At 73.2% G+C, this 16,572-nt stretch carries 10 protein-coding genes; 6 read left to right on the plus strand and 4 right to left on the minus strand.

The features are described from left to right. Positions 1–6: 6 nt before the first annotated feature. Both ACI2LW_RS18185 and ACI2LW_RS18190 read left to right on the plus strand, forming a co-directional pair. Positions 7–3,792 (plus strand): hydantoinase B/oxoprolinase family protein, encoded by a 3,786-nt coding sequence (locus tag ACI2LW_RS18185; protein ID WP_404732196.1) that lies wholly within the window; start codon positions 7–9, stop codon positions 3,790–3,792. Beyond that, entirely contained in the window at positions 3,773–4,378 is a 606-nt protein-coding gene (locus tag ACI2LW_RS18190) for a GTP-binding protein (protein WP_404732197.1), read from the plus strand. Before ACI2LW_RS18185 ends, ACI2LW_RS18190 begins: the two co-directional genes overlap by 20 nt. Before the next feature lie 95 nt (positions 4,379–4,473). On the opposite strand, the gene glpK is transcribed toward ACI2LW_RS18190, so the two are convergent. Then, the gene (gene glpK / locus ACI2LW_RS18195; protein WP_404732198.1) at positions 4,474–5,994 is read right to left on the minus strand and encodes a glycerol kinase GlpK; all 1,521 of its coding nucleotides are present in this window, start codon (positions 5,992–5,994) and stop codon (positions 4,474–4,476) included. Positions 5,995–6,741: 747 nt separating this feature from the next. Between glpK and ACI2LW_RS18200 the strand changes: the two genes are divergently transcribed. Next, a complete protein-coding gene (locus tag ACI2LW_RS18200; protein WP_404732199.1) occupies positions 6,742–7,551 on the plus strand; it encodes a M15 family metallopeptidase in 810 nt (269 codons plus the stop codon). Between the two features lie 134 nt (positions 7,552–7,685). Further along, the gene (locus tag ACI2LW_RS18205) at positions 7,686–8,222 is read left to right on the plus strand and encodes an NUDIX domain-containing protein (protein ID WP_404732200.1); all 537 of its coding nucleotides are present in this window, start codon (positions 7,686–7,688) and stop codon (positions 8,220–8,222) included. Positions 8,223–8,225: 3 nt separating this feature from the next. On the opposite strand, the gene ACI2LW_RS18210 is transcribed toward ACI2LW_RS18205, so the two are convergent. After that, on the minus strand, positions 8,226–10,592 hold the full coding sequence (locus ACI2LW_RS18210; RefSeq protein ID WP_404732201.1) for a glycoside hydrolase family 31 protein: 2,367 nt from the start codon (positions 10,590–10,592) through the stop codon (positions 8,226–8,228). A gap of 212 nt (positions 10,593–10,804) precedes the next feature. Here ACI2LW_RS18210 and ACI2LW_RS18215 point away from each other — a divergent pair, with 212 nt between their 5' ends. Both ACI2LW_RS18215 and ACI2LW_RS18220 read left to right on the plus strand, forming a co-directional pair. Continuing rightward, positions 10,805–12,772: an acetoacetate--CoA ligase gene (locus ACI2LW_RS18215; protein WP_404732202.1), complete on the plus strand. Its 1,968-nt coding sequence runs from the start codon at positions 10,805–10,807 to the stop codon at positions 12,770–12,772. Between the two features lie 152 nt (positions 12,773–12,924). After that, positions 12,925–13,824, plus strand: a complete 900-nt coding sequence (locus ACI2LW_RS18220; RefSeq protein WP_404732203.1) for a hypothetical protein — start codon at positions 12,925–12,927, stop codon at positions 13,822–13,824. Positions 13,825–13,946: 122 nt separating this feature from the next. On the opposite strand, the gene ptsP is transcribed toward ACI2LW_RS18220, so the two are convergent. Together ptsP and ACI2LW_RS18230 are read right to left on the minus strand one after the other, a co-directional pair. Continuing rightward, positions 13,947–15,617 carry a phosphoenolpyruvate--protein phosphotransferase gene (gene ptsP, locus ACI2LW_RS18225; RefSeq protein ID WP_404732204.1) on the minus strand — a complete coding sequence of 557 codons (1,671 nt, stop codon included), beginning with the start codon at positions 15,615–15,617 and terminating at the stop codon, positions 13,947–13,949. Positions 15,618–15,697: 80 nt separating this feature from the next. Next, complete coding sequence (locus ACI2LW_RS18230) at positions 15,698–16,147, minus strand: PTS glucose transporter subunit IIA (protein ID WP_404732205.1); 450 nt, start codon at positions 16,145–16,147, stop codon at positions 15,698–15,700. Positions 16,148–16,572: the final 425 nt, after the last annotated feature.

A 16,572-nucleotide genomic window follows, 5' to 3' on the forward strand; every position in this document is an offset into this window, starting at 1 on the left:
GGTGACATGACAGGCTGGCAGTTCTGGGTCGACCGGGGCGGCACCTTCACCGACGTCGTGGCGCGCCGTCCCGACGGTCGCCTGGTCACGCACAAGCTGCTGTCCGACAACCCCGCGCACTACGCCGACGCGGCCGTCGCCGCGGTCCGCGAACTCCTCGGCGGCGCCGCGGACCCGATCGACTCCGTCCGCATGGGCACCACCGTGGCCACCAACGCCCTGCTGGAACGCAAGGGGGAACGCACCCTCCTCGTGATCACCCGCGGCTTCCGGGACGCCCTGCGCATCGCCTACCAGAACCGCCCGCACATCTTCGCCCGCCGCATCCGGCTGCCCGAACTGCTCCACGAGCGGGTCGTCGAGGTCGACGAGCGCATCGCCGCCGACGGCACCGTGCTGCGCGCCCCCGACCTCGACGCGCTCGCCGGACCGCTCCAGGAGGCGTACGACGACGGGATCCGCGCCGTCGCCGTGGTCTGTCTGCACAGCCATCTGCACCCCGCGCACGAGCGGGCCGTCGGAGAACTGGCCGCCCGGATCGGCTTCCCGCAGATCTCGCTGTCCAGCGAGGTCAGCCCCCTGATGAAACTGGTGCCGCGCGGGGACACCGCGGTCGTCGACGCCTACCTCTCACCCGTGCTGCGCCGCTACGTACGGCACGTCGCGGACGAGCTCCGGGGCGTGCGGCTGATGTTCATGCAGTCCAACGGCGGGCTGGCCGAGGCCGGGAAGTTCCGCGGCAAGGACGCCGTACTGTCCGGCCCGGCGGGCGGCATCGTCGGCATGGCCCGCATGTCGCAGCGCGCCGGCTTCGACCGGGTCATCGGCTTCGACATGGGCGGCACCTCCACCGACGTGTCCCACTTCGCGGGCGGCTACGAACGCGTCCTCACCACCCAGATCGCCGGGGTGCGGCTGCGCGCGCCCATGCTGGACATCCACACCGTGGCCGCCGGCGGCGGCTCCGTCCTGCACTTCGACGGCTCCCGCTACCGCGTCGGCCCCGACTCGGCCGGCGCCGACCCCGGGCCCGCCTGCTACCGCGGCGGCGGCCCGCTCGCCGTCACCGACGCCAACGTCATGCTCGGCCGCATCCAGCCCGCCCACTTCCCCGCGGTGTTCGGCCCCGGCGGCGACCAGCCGCTCGACGACGCCCTCGTCAGGGAACGCTTCACCGCCCTGGCCCGCGAGACCCACCGCGCCACGGGCGACGACCGCACCCCCGAGCAGGTCGCCGAGGGCTATCTGCGGATCGCCGTCGCCAACATCGCCAACGCCGTCAAGCGGATCTCCGTGCAGAAGGGCCACGACGTCACCCGCTACGCCCTGACCACCTTCGGCGGCGCCGGCGGCCAGCACGCCTGCATGGTCGCCGACTCGCTCGGCATCCGCACCGTCCTCGTCCCCCCGATGGCGGGCGTCCTGTCCGCGCTCGGCATCGGCCTCGCCGACACCACCGCCATGCGCGAGCGTTCCGTCGAGGCCCCGCTGGAACCGGACGCCATGCCCGGCGTCCGCAAGACCGCCGACGAACTGGAGGCCGCGGCCCGCGCCGAACTCCTCGCCGAGGACGTCCCCGCGGAACGCATCCGCGTCACCCGCCGCGCCCAGCTCCGCTACGACGGCACGGACACCACCCTCACCGTCGAGCTGACCGACCCGGGCCCCATGAAGGAGGCGTTCGAGGAACGGCACCGCGCCACGTACTCCTTCACCCTCGACCGCCCGGTCGTCGTCGAATCCCTCTCCGTGGAGGCCACCGGCGTCACCGATCCCCCCGACCTGTCCGCACTCGCGCCGTACGACGCCGCCCGCCCGGGCCGGCCCGCCGAGCCGGAGACCGTCCGCCTCCACACCGGCGGCGCCTGGCGCGACGTACCGCTGCACCGCCGGGAGGACCTGCCCCCCGGCACGGCCGTCACCGGCCCCGCGATCATCACCGAGGCCGGCGCGACGACCGTCGTCGACGACGGCTGGCGGGCCGCGGCCACCGACGACGGGCATCTCCTCATGGAACGCGCGGCGACCACGGAGGGCTCCGACGTCGGCACGGAAGTGGACCCGGTCCTGCTGGAGGTCTTCAACAACCTCTTCATGTCCATCGCCGAGCAGATGGGCGCCCGGCTGGAGTCCACGGCGCAGTCGGTCAACATCAAGGAGCGCCTGGACTTCTCCTGCGCGCTGTTCGACCCGGACGGGAACCTGGTGGCCAACGCCCCGCACATCCCCGTGCACCTGGGCTCCATGGGCACCAGCGTCAAGGAGGTCATCCGCCGCCGCGGCGCCACGATGCGGCCGGGCGACAGCTACGCCGTCAACGACCCGTACCACGGCGGCACGCACCTGCCGGACGTCACCGTCATCACCCCCGTCTTCGACACCAGCGGCACCCACGGCGACCGCATCCTGTTCTACGTCGCCTCCCGCGGCCACCACGCCGAGATCGGCGGCATCGCGCCGGGCTCCATGCCCGCGGGCAGCCGCACCATCGAGGAGGAGGGCGTCCTCTTCGACAACTGGCTGCTCGCCGAGAACGGCCGGCTGCGCGAGCGGGAGACCCGCGAGCTGCTCACCGGGGCGCCGTACCCCTCGCGCAGCCCCGACACCAACCTGGCCGACCTGCGGGCCCAGATCGCCGCCAACCGCAAGGGGGCCGACGAGGTCGCCCGCATGATCGAGGAATTCGGCCTCGACGTCGTGCAGGCCTACATGAAGCACGTCCAGGACAACGCCGAGGAGGCCGTCCGGCGGGTCATCGACGTGCTCGAGGACGGCGAGTACGCCTACGAGACCGACTCGGGCGCCGTCATCCGGGTCCGGGTCCGGGTGGACCACGCGCACCGCTCGGCGACGATCGACTTCACCGGCACCTCACCGCAGCTGCCGACCAACTTCAACGCGCCGTTCTCCGTCGTCAACGCGGCCGTGCTGTACGTCTTCCGCACCCTGGTCGCCGACGACATCCCGCTCAACGACGGCTGTCTGCGCCCTCTGAGGATCGTCGTGCCGCCCGGCTCCATGCTCAGTCCGAGGCCGCCGGCCGCCGTCGTCGCGGGCAACGTGGAGACCTCGCAGGCGATCACCGGAGCCCTGTACGCGGCGCTCGGCGTCCAGGCGGAGGGCTCGGGGACGATGAACAACATCACCTTCGGCAACGAGCGCCACCAGTACTACGAGACCCTCGCCTCCGGCTCGGGAGCGGGCGACGGCTTCTGCGGCGCGAGTGTCGTCCAGACCCACATGACCAACTCCCGGCTGACGGACCCCGAGGTCCTCGAATGGCGGCTTCCGGTGCGGCTGGAGGAGTTCGCCGTCCGCCGCGGCAGCGGCGGCGCCGGACGGTGGCGGGGCGGCGACGGCGCCGTGCGGCGCATCCGGTTCCTCGAGGCCATGACCGTCTCCACGCTGTGCCAGCACCGCAGGGTGCCGCCGTACGGCATGGCGGGCGGCGAGCCGGGCGCCCTGGGCACGGGCCGGGTGGAGCGCGCGGACGGCACGGTGCTCGAGCTGGGTGGCAGCGACTCCGCCGAGGTCGCGCCCGGCGACGTCCTGGTCGTCGAGACCCCCGGCGGCGGAGGCTACGGCCCACCGCCGCCCGAGCCCCCGGAAGCCGGGCGGGAACGGCCGGGACAAGCGGAACCGGCACCGCCGCGACCCGATCGTGCGGAACCGGCGCCGCCGCGACCCGATCGAGCAGAACCCGGACAAGCACCACCCGACCAGGCGGGACCCGATCAAGCAGGGCCCGATCGAGCAGGAGAAGAGAAGACCGATGATCTTCGGGCGTTCTGAGCGCGGCAAGCCCCCGGTCGAGCCCGTCACGCTCAAGATCCTCGTGGCCGGCGGCTTCGGCGTGGGCAAGACGACGCTGGTGGGCGCGGTCAGCGAGATCAGGCCGCTGCGCACCGAGGAACTGCTGACCGAGGCCGGACGCCCGGTCGACGACCTCAGCGGCGTGGAGGGCAAGCACACCACCACGGTGGCCATGGACTTCGGCCGGATCACGCTGCGCGAGGACCTGGTGCTGTACCTGTTCGGCACGCCCGGACAGGAGCGGTTCTGGTTCATGTGGGACGAGCTGGCCGAGGGCGCGCTCGGCGCCGTCGTCCTGGCCGACACCCGCCGCCTGGAGGACTGCTTCGCCGCGGTCGACTACTTCGAGCGGCGCTCGATCCCCTTCCTGGTCGGCGTCAACTGCTTCGACGGCGCCGCCCGCTATCCGGCCGAGGACGTCCGGCAGGCCCTCGACCTCGACGAGGGCGTACCGGTCCTGCTGTGCGACGCCCGCGACCGCGAGTCGGTGAAGGAGGTGCTCGTCGGGGTCGTCCAGCACGCGATGGCCCGGGCGGCCGGCCCCCGCGAGGCCGTCACCACCTGACGCCGGCACTCCACCGCCGCCACCGGACGGCCGCGCGGCACGGGGCGGGCACGGCCGCGTCCCCGCCCGTGCCCGGCCGTGCCGCGCCCGAGCGGCTACTCCTCGCCGTCCTCCAGCCAGCCGAAGCTCTTCTCCACGGCCTTGCGCCAGTTGCGGTACTCGCGTTCGCGCACCGAGGGCTCCATGGCCGGGGTCCACTCGGCGTCTTTCTGCCAGTGCGCCTTGAGCTCGTCGAGGTCGTTCCACACGCCCGTGGCGAGCCCGGCCGCGTAGGCGGCACCCAGGCAGGTGGTCTCGGACACCTTGGGGCGGATCACCGGCACGCCGAGGACATCGGCCTGGTGCTGCATGAGCAGGTTGTTCTTGGTCATGCCGCCGTCGACCCGCAGGCTCGTCAGCTCCACGCCGGAGTCCTGGTACATGGCGTCCACGACCTCGCGGGTCTGCCAGCTCGTCGCCTCCAGCACCGCGCGGGCGAGGTGCGCCTTGGTGACGTACCGGGTCAGACCGGTGACCACGCCGCGCGCGTCCGAACGCCAGTACGGTGCGAACAGGCCGGAGAACGCGGGCACGATGTACGCGCCGCCGTTGTCCGGGACGCTCGCCGCCAGCGGCTCGATCTCGTCCGCGGTGCGGATGATGCCGAGCTGGTCGCGGAACCACTGCACCAGCGCGCCGGTGATGGCGATCGCGCCCTCCAGGCAGTAGACCGCGGGCTCGCCGCCGATCTTGTAGCCCATGGTGGTGAGCAGGCCGCTCTTGGAGGGCACCGGCCGGTTGCCGGTGTTGAGCAGCAGGAAGCTGCCGGTGCCGTAGGTGTTCTTCGCGTCGCCCACCTCGTAGCAGGTCTGCCCGAACACGGCCGCCTGCTGGTCGCCCAGTGCGGAGGCCACGGGTACGCCGGCGAGCTGGCCCACGGCGGTGCCGTACACCTCGGAGGAGGACTTGATCTCGGGCAGGACGGCCTCGGGGATGTTCATCGCGGACAGGATGGACGGGTCCCACTGGAGGGTCTGGAGGTTCATCAGCATGGTCCGGCCGGCGTTGGTGACGTCGGTGACGTGCTGCCCGCCCTCGGTGCCGCCGGTGAGCTTCCAGATGAGCCAGGAGTCCACGGTGCCGAAGGCGATCTCGCCACGCTCGGCCCGGTCGCGGAGGCCGGGCACGTTGTCGAGCAGCCAGGCCACCTTGGGGCCGGAGAAGTAGCTGGCCAGCGGCAGGCCGGTCTGCTCACGGAAGCGGTCCTGCCCGTCGGAGCCGCCCAGCTCGTTGCACAGCGCCGCGGTGCGGGTGTCCTGCCAGACGATCGCGTTGTGCACGGGCTTGCCGGTGGCGCGGTCCCACAGGACCGTCGTCTCGCGCTGGTTGGTGATGCCGAGCGCGCTGATCTGGTGGGCGCGCAGCCCGGCCTTGGCGATCGCGCCCGCCACCACCGCCTGCACCTTCGACCAGATCTCGGTCGCGTCGTGCTCCACCCAGCCGGGCTTGGGGAAGATCTGGCGGTGTTCCCGCTGGTCGACAGCGACGATGGCGCCGCTGTGGTCGAAGACGATGCAGCGGCTCGAGGTGGTGCCCTGGTCGATTGCGGCCACGTACTTGTCGGCGTTGTCCGTCATGGCTACCCCTTGCTGGCGAGGGTCGGAAGACTGCGTGGTGGTCGACGCCCGCGTGCGCCCCTCCGATCGGCCGGAGCGCGGTGCGGGACCGGGTCGCGGGTCGGGTGGATCGCGTTGCCGGACTCCCGGGGGACGGGGACAGGACCGGGACTCGCAACGATCGTGTCCGTTGTGTCATTGCTGGTAACAGTTTGGCCCACAATGGACTGAACCGGCGCGAGATGAACGGCCGGGAGACCGCCGCCCGGGCCCACCGCGGACCGGACGGCAGGAGCGGAAACGGAACCCGTGCTCCCGCCGGTGCCGGTGTGCGCGTTGCTCATGGCGGCTCCTAGGCCCGGCCCGGGCCGGTGCGCCCGGTTCTCCTGCGAGGTGCGCTTTCCCCGGCGTCGGTGCCGGCGCCCGTACCCGGGCCGACGACGGCGTCCTCGGCCCGAACGGGCGGTCCGCGTGCCTGTCCGCACCGGTGACGAGCGTGCCGTCACGGCCGCATCGCCCGTGGGGGAGAGGCCGGGGCGCGGACGAGCCGCACGACGCCGAGCCTGGTGACGCCGCTGAGAGACGGCGATGCCGACCGACACGGGAAGTGTTCCCCCGTGCACAGGGAGCGTCAAGGACGCCGACGCCAACGGTGACAGCCGCAGGGGCGACTCCGGCCCACGGCGCCGCGCGCCGCCGCGCCACGTCCGGCCCGCCTTCGCGCAACCGCTTCCCGGACGGCGGGCGTACCCGGTACATGTAGGGGCCATGACACGTCTGCCCCATGCCGTACGCGCCCTGATCACCACGGTCGCCACCCTGCTGACGGTGACCGCGGCCCCGGCCGGTGCCCGGGCCGCCGCCGAGCCGAAGGCGCCGGCGGACTTCGTGGCCCTCGGCACCGTCGACCCGACGATCATCCAGGAGATCCGCTACCACACCCCGCACAACTTCGTCGGCGAGCGCGTCGACGGCTACCGCGAACCGCTGTGCGTCCTGACCCGGCCCGCCGCCGAGGCCCTCCACCGCGCGCAGCGGCAGTTGCTGCGGCGGGGCTACACCCTGAAGGTCTACGACTGCTACCGCCCCCAGCGCGCCGTCGACCACTTCGTCCGCTGGGCGCGGGACCTGGACGACCAGTCCATGAAGGGCGAGTTCTACCCGGACGTCGACAAGACCCGGCTCTTCGAGGACGGCTACATCGCGGCGAAATCCGGCCACAGCCGGGGTTCCACCCTGGACCTCACGATCGTCCGGCTGCCGGCCGTGCCGACCCGCCCCTACGTGCCCGGCGAACCCCTGGTGCCCTGCTACGCGCCCCGGGGACAGCGCTTCCCGGACAACTCCCTCGACATGGGCACCGGCTACGACTGCTTCGACACCCTGGCCCACACCCTCGACCCCAGGATCAAGGGCCGGCAGCGCGCCAACCGCCTGCTGCTCAAGAACACCCTGGAGCGGCTCGGCTTCGTCAACCTGGCCGAGGAGTGGTGGCACTACACCTTCAAGCCGGAGCCGTCCCCCGACACCTACTTCGACTTCCCCGTCTCCAGGGCCTCGCTCACCGCGAGACGCTGATCCGCCTGCTGCCTGCTGCCTGCTGCCTCCTGCTTGGTGCCTGACCGCCTGACCGCCTGACCCCCTGACGCCGGGAGCCAGACGCCGGACGTCTGACGGAAGACGTCCCACCTTTGATCGGATACAGTCCGCGCGTGTCCGAAATTCATCACCCAGCCGCCAACCCCGTGGCGAACTCGCACTGTTCGGGTTGCGGAGCGCCCTACGGGGAGGGCGTCTCCGACTGGCCGCGCACCTGCCCCGCCTGCGGAACCGTGGCCTACCGCAACCCGCTCCCGGTCGCGGTGGCGCTCCAGCCGGTGTACGACACGAAGGGCACCGCCCTGGTCGTCGTCACCCGCACCATCGCCCCCGCACGCGGCGGGACCGCCCTGCCCGGCGGCTATGTGGACCACCGCGAGGACTGGCGGCAGGCCGTCGTACGCGAACTCAAGGAGGAGACGGGCATCGACGCGGCGGCCCGCGACGTGCGGCTCGCCGACGCCATGAGCTCGCCCGACGGCCACCTGCTGCTCTTCGGGCTGCTGCCCGAACGCCCGGCCGAGAGCCTGCCGCCCTCCGCCGCCACCGACGAGACGGAGGGCTGGCACCTGCTGCGCCGGCCGCAGGAACTCGCCTTCCCGCTGCACACACTGGCCGCACGCGCCTGGTTCGAGGGCCGGTACGTCTGACCCTCAGCGCGGCTCCAGCCCGCGTACGCGCACCGGGTACGGCGGATGGCCCGCCTCGCCCTCCCGCTCCCACTCGACGACCACCCGCCGGTCCCGCCACCGGACGGCACAGCGCTCGATCACGGGCTCCTCCCAGCCGTCGCCCGGGTCCGGCACCACCAGCCCGCCGCCCGCACGTCCCCGGGCCGGCGCCCACACCTCCAGCTCCAGGCCGCCCTGGTCACCACGGACCGGGATCACCGCACCGCCCCGGGCCAGCACCGGAATGCGGGACAGGGGAGCCTCGACCACCACCTGCCCCGGCCCCTGGTACGCCCGCTCCGTCGCCGTGTCGTACCAGCGTCCCGGCGGCAGCCGCACCGCACGCCGGTCGGCCCCGGGCTCCAGCACCGGCGCCACCAGCAGGCCGTCGCCCAGCAGGAAGGCGTCCTCGCAGTCCCGCAGCGCACGGTCCTCCGGCGTGCCCCACCACACCGGACGCACATACGGAGCCCCGGTGCGCCGCGCCAGGTGCGCCAGCGTCACGAAGTACGGCAGCAGACGCCGGCGCTCCAGCAGCGCCGCACGCGCGTGCGCGAGCACCTCCGGCCCGAACTCCCACGGCTCCCGGCGTCCCGCGCGCGGCGCGGCGTGCGTACGGAACAGCGGCAGATACGACGCCAGCTGGAACCAGCGCAGATACAGCTCCGGCGCGGGAGTGCCGTCGCAGCCGCCCACGTCCGGCCCCGAGTACGGCACCCCGCACAGCCCCAGCCCCAGCACCACCGACAGCGAGGCCCGCAGGCCCGGCCAGCCGGTGGCCACGCCGTCCGACCAGGTCCCGCCGTAACGCTGCAGGCCGGCCCAGCCCGAGCGGGAGAACAGGAACGGCCGCACCTCCGGCGCCAGGGCCCGCAGCCCCTCGTAGCCGGCCCGCGCCATGCACAGCGCGTACACATTGTGCGCCTCACGATGATCGCCACCGCGGCCCTCCAGCGCGTGCCGTGCCGAACGCGGCAGAGTCGCCTCGCCGAAGGCGGCGAAGGACGTCGGCTCGTCCATGTCGTGCCGGAAACCGGCGAACCCCTGCTCCAGCCGCTCCGCGTACAGCCGGCCCCACCACGCGCGCACCCGCCCGTCCGTGAAGTCCGGGAACACCACCTCCCCGGGCCGCGCCACACCCCGTACGACCGCCCCCGAGGCGTCCCGCACGAACACGTCCCGCGCCGTGCCCTCGTCGTACACGGCATGGCCCGCCGCCGCCCGCACCGCCGGGTCGACGACCGACACCAGCCGTATCCCGTCCCGGCGCAGCTCCTCGGCCAGCACCGGAAGCTTCGGGAAACGGTCCCGGTCGACCGTGAACACCTGGTGCGCCTCGAAGTGGTCGGCGCCCAGGTGCACCGCGTCCAGCGGCAGCCCGCGCTCGTGGTGGCCGGCGACGACGGCACGCACCTCCTGCTCGCTGCCGAAGGCCGACCGCGCGTGATGGTGCCCCAGCGCCCAGGCCGGCGGCACCGCCGGAGCCCCGGTCAGCGAGGCCCAGACGAGCGCCACCCGCGCGGGAGTGCCCACGACCACCCAGCAGCGCAGCGGCCCGCCCTCCATCCGGAGCTCACTCACCCCCGGCCGGTCGTGACCCGACCCGGCCCCCTCCGCACCCTCCCGGAGGGTGACCGCGCCGTCCCAGCTGTTGTCCCGGAACACCAGGTGCGTGCCCGCGTCGGCCACCACCAGCTGCACCGGCATGGTGAGGTGCGGCGGCCCCTCCCCGGCCCCGGACGCCCGCCCGGGGCCGGTGTTCCACAGACGGTGCACCCCGTCGCGCAGCCGGGGCCCCGACGGTCGGCCGCCCAGCCCGAAGAACCGCGCGTCGGCCGCCACCTCCGAGCGCTGCATCCAGCGAGCCGGGCCCCCGCCGGCCGGCTCCCACCACCGCGGCGGCAGATCGCGCCGCAACGGCACACCCCCCGGCGTGCACACCTCGATCGCGCCGTTGCGCGAGACGGCCACCGTCACCCGCTCCGCCACCACCCGCCAGCCGCCGTCCTTGTCCGGCTCCAGCACCGCGCGGGGGTCCGGCTCCGGGCAGCGGCCCGCCAGCGCGTACGACGGCTCGGGACCGGCGCCGTCCCAGCCCCAGAACACCGCCCCGTTCACCGCGACCAAGATCCGCAGCTCCGAACGGTCGAACCGCACCACACCGCCCCCGGGCCCCGGGACCGCCTCCCGCACCACGCCCGGCACCCGTGCCCGCTCGGCCCCGCGCGGCGCCAGCCCCTTGGCGTCCGCACGCCACCTGCGCCACGCGGCCCACACCGTACGCGCCCCCCGCGCAGCCCCCGCGGAACCGATCGCCTTCACCGAACGCACCAGGTCACGACCGTCCATGCTGCTCACCCTGCCATTGCCGGGCCTTCCCGGACGTGTCGTTCAACCGCCGTTCACCCGGGTCCGGACCACATCTTCACCGCACCAACTGTGTGGGGTGCGCCCTGGTGCAGAAGTCGATCACATGGCATCGTCCGTGTCAGCCGCGTCACGCGCACACCCCAGCCCGTGCGCGGACCGACGCACACGACGCGCACAGTCCGGGAGCCACCATGTCGACCGTGAACCCCCTGCCGCTGTGGCAGCCCGAGCCCCAGTGGATCGCCCAGGCACAGATCACGAAGTTCCAGGCCTGGGCGGCCGAGCACCACGGAGCCCCCGCCGAGGGCGGCTACCCGGCCCTGCACCGCTGGTCGGTCCAGGAGCTCGACACCTTCTGGAAGGCCGTCACCGAGTGGTTCGACGTACGGTTCGGCACGCCGTACACCCAGGTGCTCGGCGACCGCTCGATGCCCGGGGCCCAGTGGTTCCCGGGAGCCACCCTCAACTACGCCGAACACGCCCTGCGCGCGGCCGGCAGCCGCGCCGACGAGCCCGCCCTCCTGCACGTCGACGAGACCCACGAACCACGGCCCGTGACCTGGGCCGAGCTGCGCCGGCAGGTCGGCTCCCTGGCCGCCGGACTGCGCGCCCTCGGCGTCCGCCCCGGAGACCGCGTCAGCGGCTACCTCCCCAACATCCCCCAGGCCGTCGTCGCCCTGCTCGCCACCGCCGCCGTCGGCGCCGTCTGGACCTCCTGCGCCCCCGACTTCGGCGCGCGCAGCGTCCTCGACCGCTTCCAGCAGGTCGAACCGGTCGTGCTGTTCACCGTCGACGGCTACCGCTACGGGGGCAAGGAGCACGACCGGCGCGAAGTCGTCGCCGAACTGCGCCGCGAGCTCCCCACCCTGCGCGCCGTCGTCCACATCCCGCTGCTGGGCACCGCGGCCCCCGAGGGGGCACTGGAGTGGCAGGCCCTGACCTCGGCCGACGCCGAGCCGGTCTTCGAACAGGTGCCCTTCGACCACCCCCTGTGGGTCCTGTACTCCTCCGGCACCACCGGCCTGCCCAAGGCCATCGTGCAGTCCCAGGGCGGCATCCTCGTCGAACACCTCAAGCAGCTCGGACTGCACTGCGACCTCGGCCCCGGCGACCGCTTCTTCTGGTACACCTCCACCGGCTGGATGATGTGGAACTTCCTCGTCTCCGGCCTGCTCACCGGAACCACGGTGATCCTCTACGACGGCAGCCCCGGACACCCCGACACGGGCGCCCAGTGGCGGGTCGCCGAACGCACCCGGGCCACCTTCTTCGGCACCTCCGCCGCTTACGTCATGGCCTGCCGCAAGGCGGACGTGCACCCGGCCCGCGACGTCGACCTGTCCACGGTGCGCTGCGTGGCCACCACCGGGTCCCCGCTGCCGCCCGACGGGTTCCGCTGGCTGCACGACGAGGTCCGCGACGACCTGTGGATCGCCTCCGTCAGCGGCGGCACCGACGTGTGCTCCTGCTTCGCCGGCGCCGTGCCCACCCTGCCCGTCCACACCGGCGAGCTCCAGGCGCCCTGCCTCGGCACCGACCTGCAGTCGTGGGACCCCAGCGGTGCGCCGCTGGTCGACGAGGTCGGCGAGCTCGTCGTCACCAACCCCATGCCCTCGATGCCGATCCACTTCTGGAACGACCCCGACGGCAGCCGCTACCACGACAGCTACTTCGCCATGTACCCCGGCGTATGGCGGCACGGCGACTGGATCACGCTCACCTCCCGCGGCTCCGTGATCATCCACGGCCGCTCCGACTCCACGCTCAACCGCCAGGGCGTGCGCATGGGGTCCGCCGACATCTACGAAGCCGTCGAGCGCCTCCCGGAGATCAAGGAAACCCTCGTCGTCGGCATCGAACAGCCCGACGGCGGCTACTGGATGCCGCTCTTCGTCCACCTGATCCCGGGCGCCGTCCTCGACGACGCCCTGCTGGACCGCATCAGGCGGACCATCCGCGAACAGCTCTCCCCGCGCCACGTCCCCGACGAGGTCATCGAGGTCCCCGGCATCCCGCACACCCTCACCGGCAAGCGCATCGAGGTCCCGGTCAAGCGCCTCCTCCAGGGCACCCCGCTGGAGAAGACGGTCAACCCGGGCTCCATCGACGACCTCGAACTGCTCCGCTTCTACGAGGACCTGGCGCGCAAGCGCGCCTGACCCCGCCCGGAACCGGCGCCGTGGCGGCCCCGGACCCGCCGGACACCCCGGCGCGGTCCGGGGCCGCTGAGCGGAACGTCCCGCCGGCCCCCTTGTCAGTGCCCCCGGTTACTGTCAGTGAGCATTGATCGACCGCGCACACAGGGGGACACATGGCGCACACCGACCACCGGACCATGCGGCGCGTACTGCGCCGGGAGATCGCCGGCACCATCGGCCTGCTCACCGACGAACACGACTTCCGTGCCATGCGGCGCTACCGCAGCTTCGCCTTCGACGACCACGCCGCCTACCTCCAGCAGGTGGAGGCACTCCTCAAGGTCCGGGCCGCCCAGGGCAGCCACACCGCGGTGGCCCTCTTCGACCCCGTCGCATACGCGGAGTACTGCGCCGGCACCGGACTCGATCCCGACGCCCCGGCCAGCCGCGCCCGCTTCACCGCCGAGATCGCCACCACCGGCCCCACCCTGCCCTACGACGGCCGGCCCCTCAGCGAACTCGTGCCCGACCTCGTGGACGAAGCCGTCCGCCGGGCCACCTGGGAGTACGCCTCCACGCTGCTGTCCGGGCTCGGCCCCTGCGCCTCCTGCGGCGAGGACATCGGCCGCGCCGCCTTCGCCCGCGCGGCCGACCTCCTCGTCCGCGTCCTCGACACCGCCCCGCCCGGCAACCGGCACCTGGTCTGCAGCGTCACGGCCGCACCGGAGACCCTCCTCGCCGTGCTGCACGCGGACGACACCGACGACGAGCACGGCGGCGCCACCCGGCTCGACGAGACCGAGGCCCTCGAATTCACCACGGTCCTCGCCCTGGGCCTGGCCACCTCCGGGCCCGGCGGACTCGTCATGCGCACCAGCGCCCCCGGCACCGCGGACATCGTCTACGGCTGGCGCCTGCGCGGCGACGGCCTCGATCCCCTCACCGCCGGCGAGGTCTTCGACGCCTACTGCACCGACGTCGAGTCCGGCGACCTGGTCCCACCCGAGTCCGGCGTCGACTACGGGGCCCCGCCCGACCTCGGAGAGGACGCGCCGCCGCCCCACCGGCACTGACACCACCCACAGGCCGGCAACCCGGAACCGCGAGGGGCGCCCCACACGAAGGCGGGGCGCCCCTCGCGGGCCGGCGTCAGCCGTGTGGCGCGCGTCCGCGCCCGGTCACTGGCCGTGGCCGGTCACTCGCCGGACAGCACCGCCCGGGCCGCGGCCCGCGCGCCCTCCGCGCTGTCCGAGGCGCGGGCCGCGGCCGCAGCGCGCTCGCACTGCGCCAGCGTGTACTTCGCCAGCGTCGCCCGGACGTACGGCAGCGACGCGGCGCCCATGGACAGGGAGGTGACGCCCAGACCCGTCAGCACACACGCCAGCAGCGGATCGGACGCGGCCTCGCCGCACACCCCGCAGCTCTTGCCCTCGGCCTTCGCCGCCCCGGCCGCCATCGCCACCAGGTCGAGCAGCGCGGGCTGCCACGGGTCCTGCAGGCGCGACACCGCCCCCACCTGCCGGTCGGCGGCAAAGGTGTACTGCGCCAGGTCGTTCGTGCCCAGGGACAGGAACTCGACCTCCTGAAGGATGGAGCGCGCACGCAGCGCGGCCGACGGAATCTCGACCATCGCACCGAACTTCGCCCGCAGCCCCGCCGCACGGCACGCGTCCGCGAACGCCCTGGCGTCCGCCCGGTCGGCGACCATCGGCGCCATGACCTCGAGATGCACCGGCAGCCCCTCCGCCGCCCGGGCCAGCGCCGTCAGCTGAGTGCGCAGCACCTCGGGGTGGTCGAGCAGCGTCCGCAGCCCGCGTACGCCCAGGGCCGGGTTCGGCTCGTCGGCCGGCGTCAGGAAGTCCAGCGGCTTGTCCGCGCCCGCGTCCAGTACGCGCACCACGACCCGGCCCTCCGGGAACGCCTCCAGCACCGGGCGGTAGGCCTCGACCTGCTTCTCCTCGGACGGAGCGTTCTTGCTGTCGTCCAGGAACAGGAACTCGGTCCGGAACAGGCCGACGCCCTCCGCACCCGCCTCCACCGCGGCCGCCACGTCCCCGGGACCGCCGATGTTCGCCAGCAACGGCACCTTGTGACCGTCGGAGGTGGCACCCGGGCCCGTCGCCGCGGCCAGCGCCGCCCTGCGCTCGGCCGCGGCGGCCGCCAGCTGCGCCTTCTTCTCGTCACTGGGATTCACGAAGACCTCGCCGCTGCTCCCGTCCACGGCGATCACCGTGCCCTCGGCCAGCTCACTGGCACCCGGCAGCGCCACCACGGCCGGCACGCCCAGCGCCCGCGCCAGGATGGCGCTGTGGCTGGTCGGCCCGCCCTCCTCGGTGACGAAGCCCAGGACCAGAGCCGGGTCCAGCAGCGCGGTGTCGGCCGGTGCGAGGTCCCGGGCGACCAGGACGTACGGCTCGTCGCTGTCCGGAACACCCGGCATGGGAACCCCGAGCAGACGCGCGACGATGCGGTTCCGTACGTCGTCGAGGTCGGCCACCCGCCCCGCGAGGTACTCACCCGCACCCGCGAGCAGGTCCCGGTAGGCCGCGAACGCGTCGTACACGGCGCGCTCCGCGGTGCTGCCGACGGCGATGCGCCGGTCGACGTCCGCGATCAGCTCGGGATCCTGGGCCATCAGGGCCTGCGCCTCCAGCACGGCCTGGGCCTCACCGCCGGCCAGGTTGCCGCGCGCCGTCAGGTCGGCCGCGACGGCCTCCACGGCCTGGCGGGCGCGGCTCTGCTCGCGCTCCGCCTCCTCCGCCGGGATCTGCCGGGCGGGCGGTTCCAGCACCGCCGTTCCCATGTGCCGAACCTCGCCGATGGCCACTCCTTGGCTCACACCGACGCCTCGCAGCGTTGTCTCCATCTCACCTGTCTCCGATAGTGCGGCGCGTCCCGCCGCCGCGGTGGTCGTTCCGGTCGCCGCCGGCGCGGGCGGCGTTGCTGTCACTTCCAGGTGAAGAGACTGTCGCCGGCCTTCACGTCGCCCTCCACGCGAAGCCCGGACAGGGATTCCGCGGTGGCCTCCAGGGCCACGACCGGGCACACGGGAGACTTGCCGGCCGCCTCGACGGCGGCGGGGTTCCAGCGCACCACCGCCTGACCGCGGGTGACCGTGTCGCCCTTGCTCACGAGCAGGTCGAAGCCCTCGCCGTTGAGCTGCACCGTGTCGATGCCCAGGTGGGTCAGGACGCCGTGCCCCTGCTCGTCGACGACGACGAAGGCGTGCGGATGCAGCGAGACGATGACTCCGTCCACGGGAGCGACGGCCTCGGAGGGCTCACGCACGGGGTCGATCGCGGTGCCGGGGCCGACCATGGCGCCGGAGAAGACCGGATCCGGCACGGCCGCCAGGCCGATGGCACGTCCGGCGAGCGGGGACGACACGGTGGTCATGGGAAAGCCTCCCAGGGGTGGAGATCCATGTGGGCCGTCACGGCTGTCGGGGACGGCGCACTGGGCAGCAGGTTATGTAACGGTAAGTACCGCTTCCGGGCGAGAGCTTACGACAGCTCACGTTGGTGGTCTAGACCACCAAAGCAAGTGATTTGCACCCGATCGGCGGGCCCGTGTACGGTTGTGGTCCTGCTCGGGGATGAGTGGCGTCGCGAGGCGTCCTCGCCCAGCAGCATCCAACTCGTTCAGGAGATCCTATCTCGGGATCGCCTTCCGCATGCCCGCAGGGCGGTGGTCGGGGAGACCGAAAATCCCTGATAGAGTCTGGATCACCGAAGGGAAGCGCCCGGAGGAAAGCCCGAGAGGGTGAGTACGAAGGAAGCGTCCGTTCCTTGAGAACTCAACAGCGTGCCAAAAGTCAACGC

The sequence above is a fragment of the Streptomyces sp. NPDC004065 genome, assembly GCF_044903565.1.
Taxonomy (GTDB): domain Bacteria; phylum Actinomycetota; class Actinomycetes; order Streptomycetales; family Streptomycetaceae; genus Streptomyces.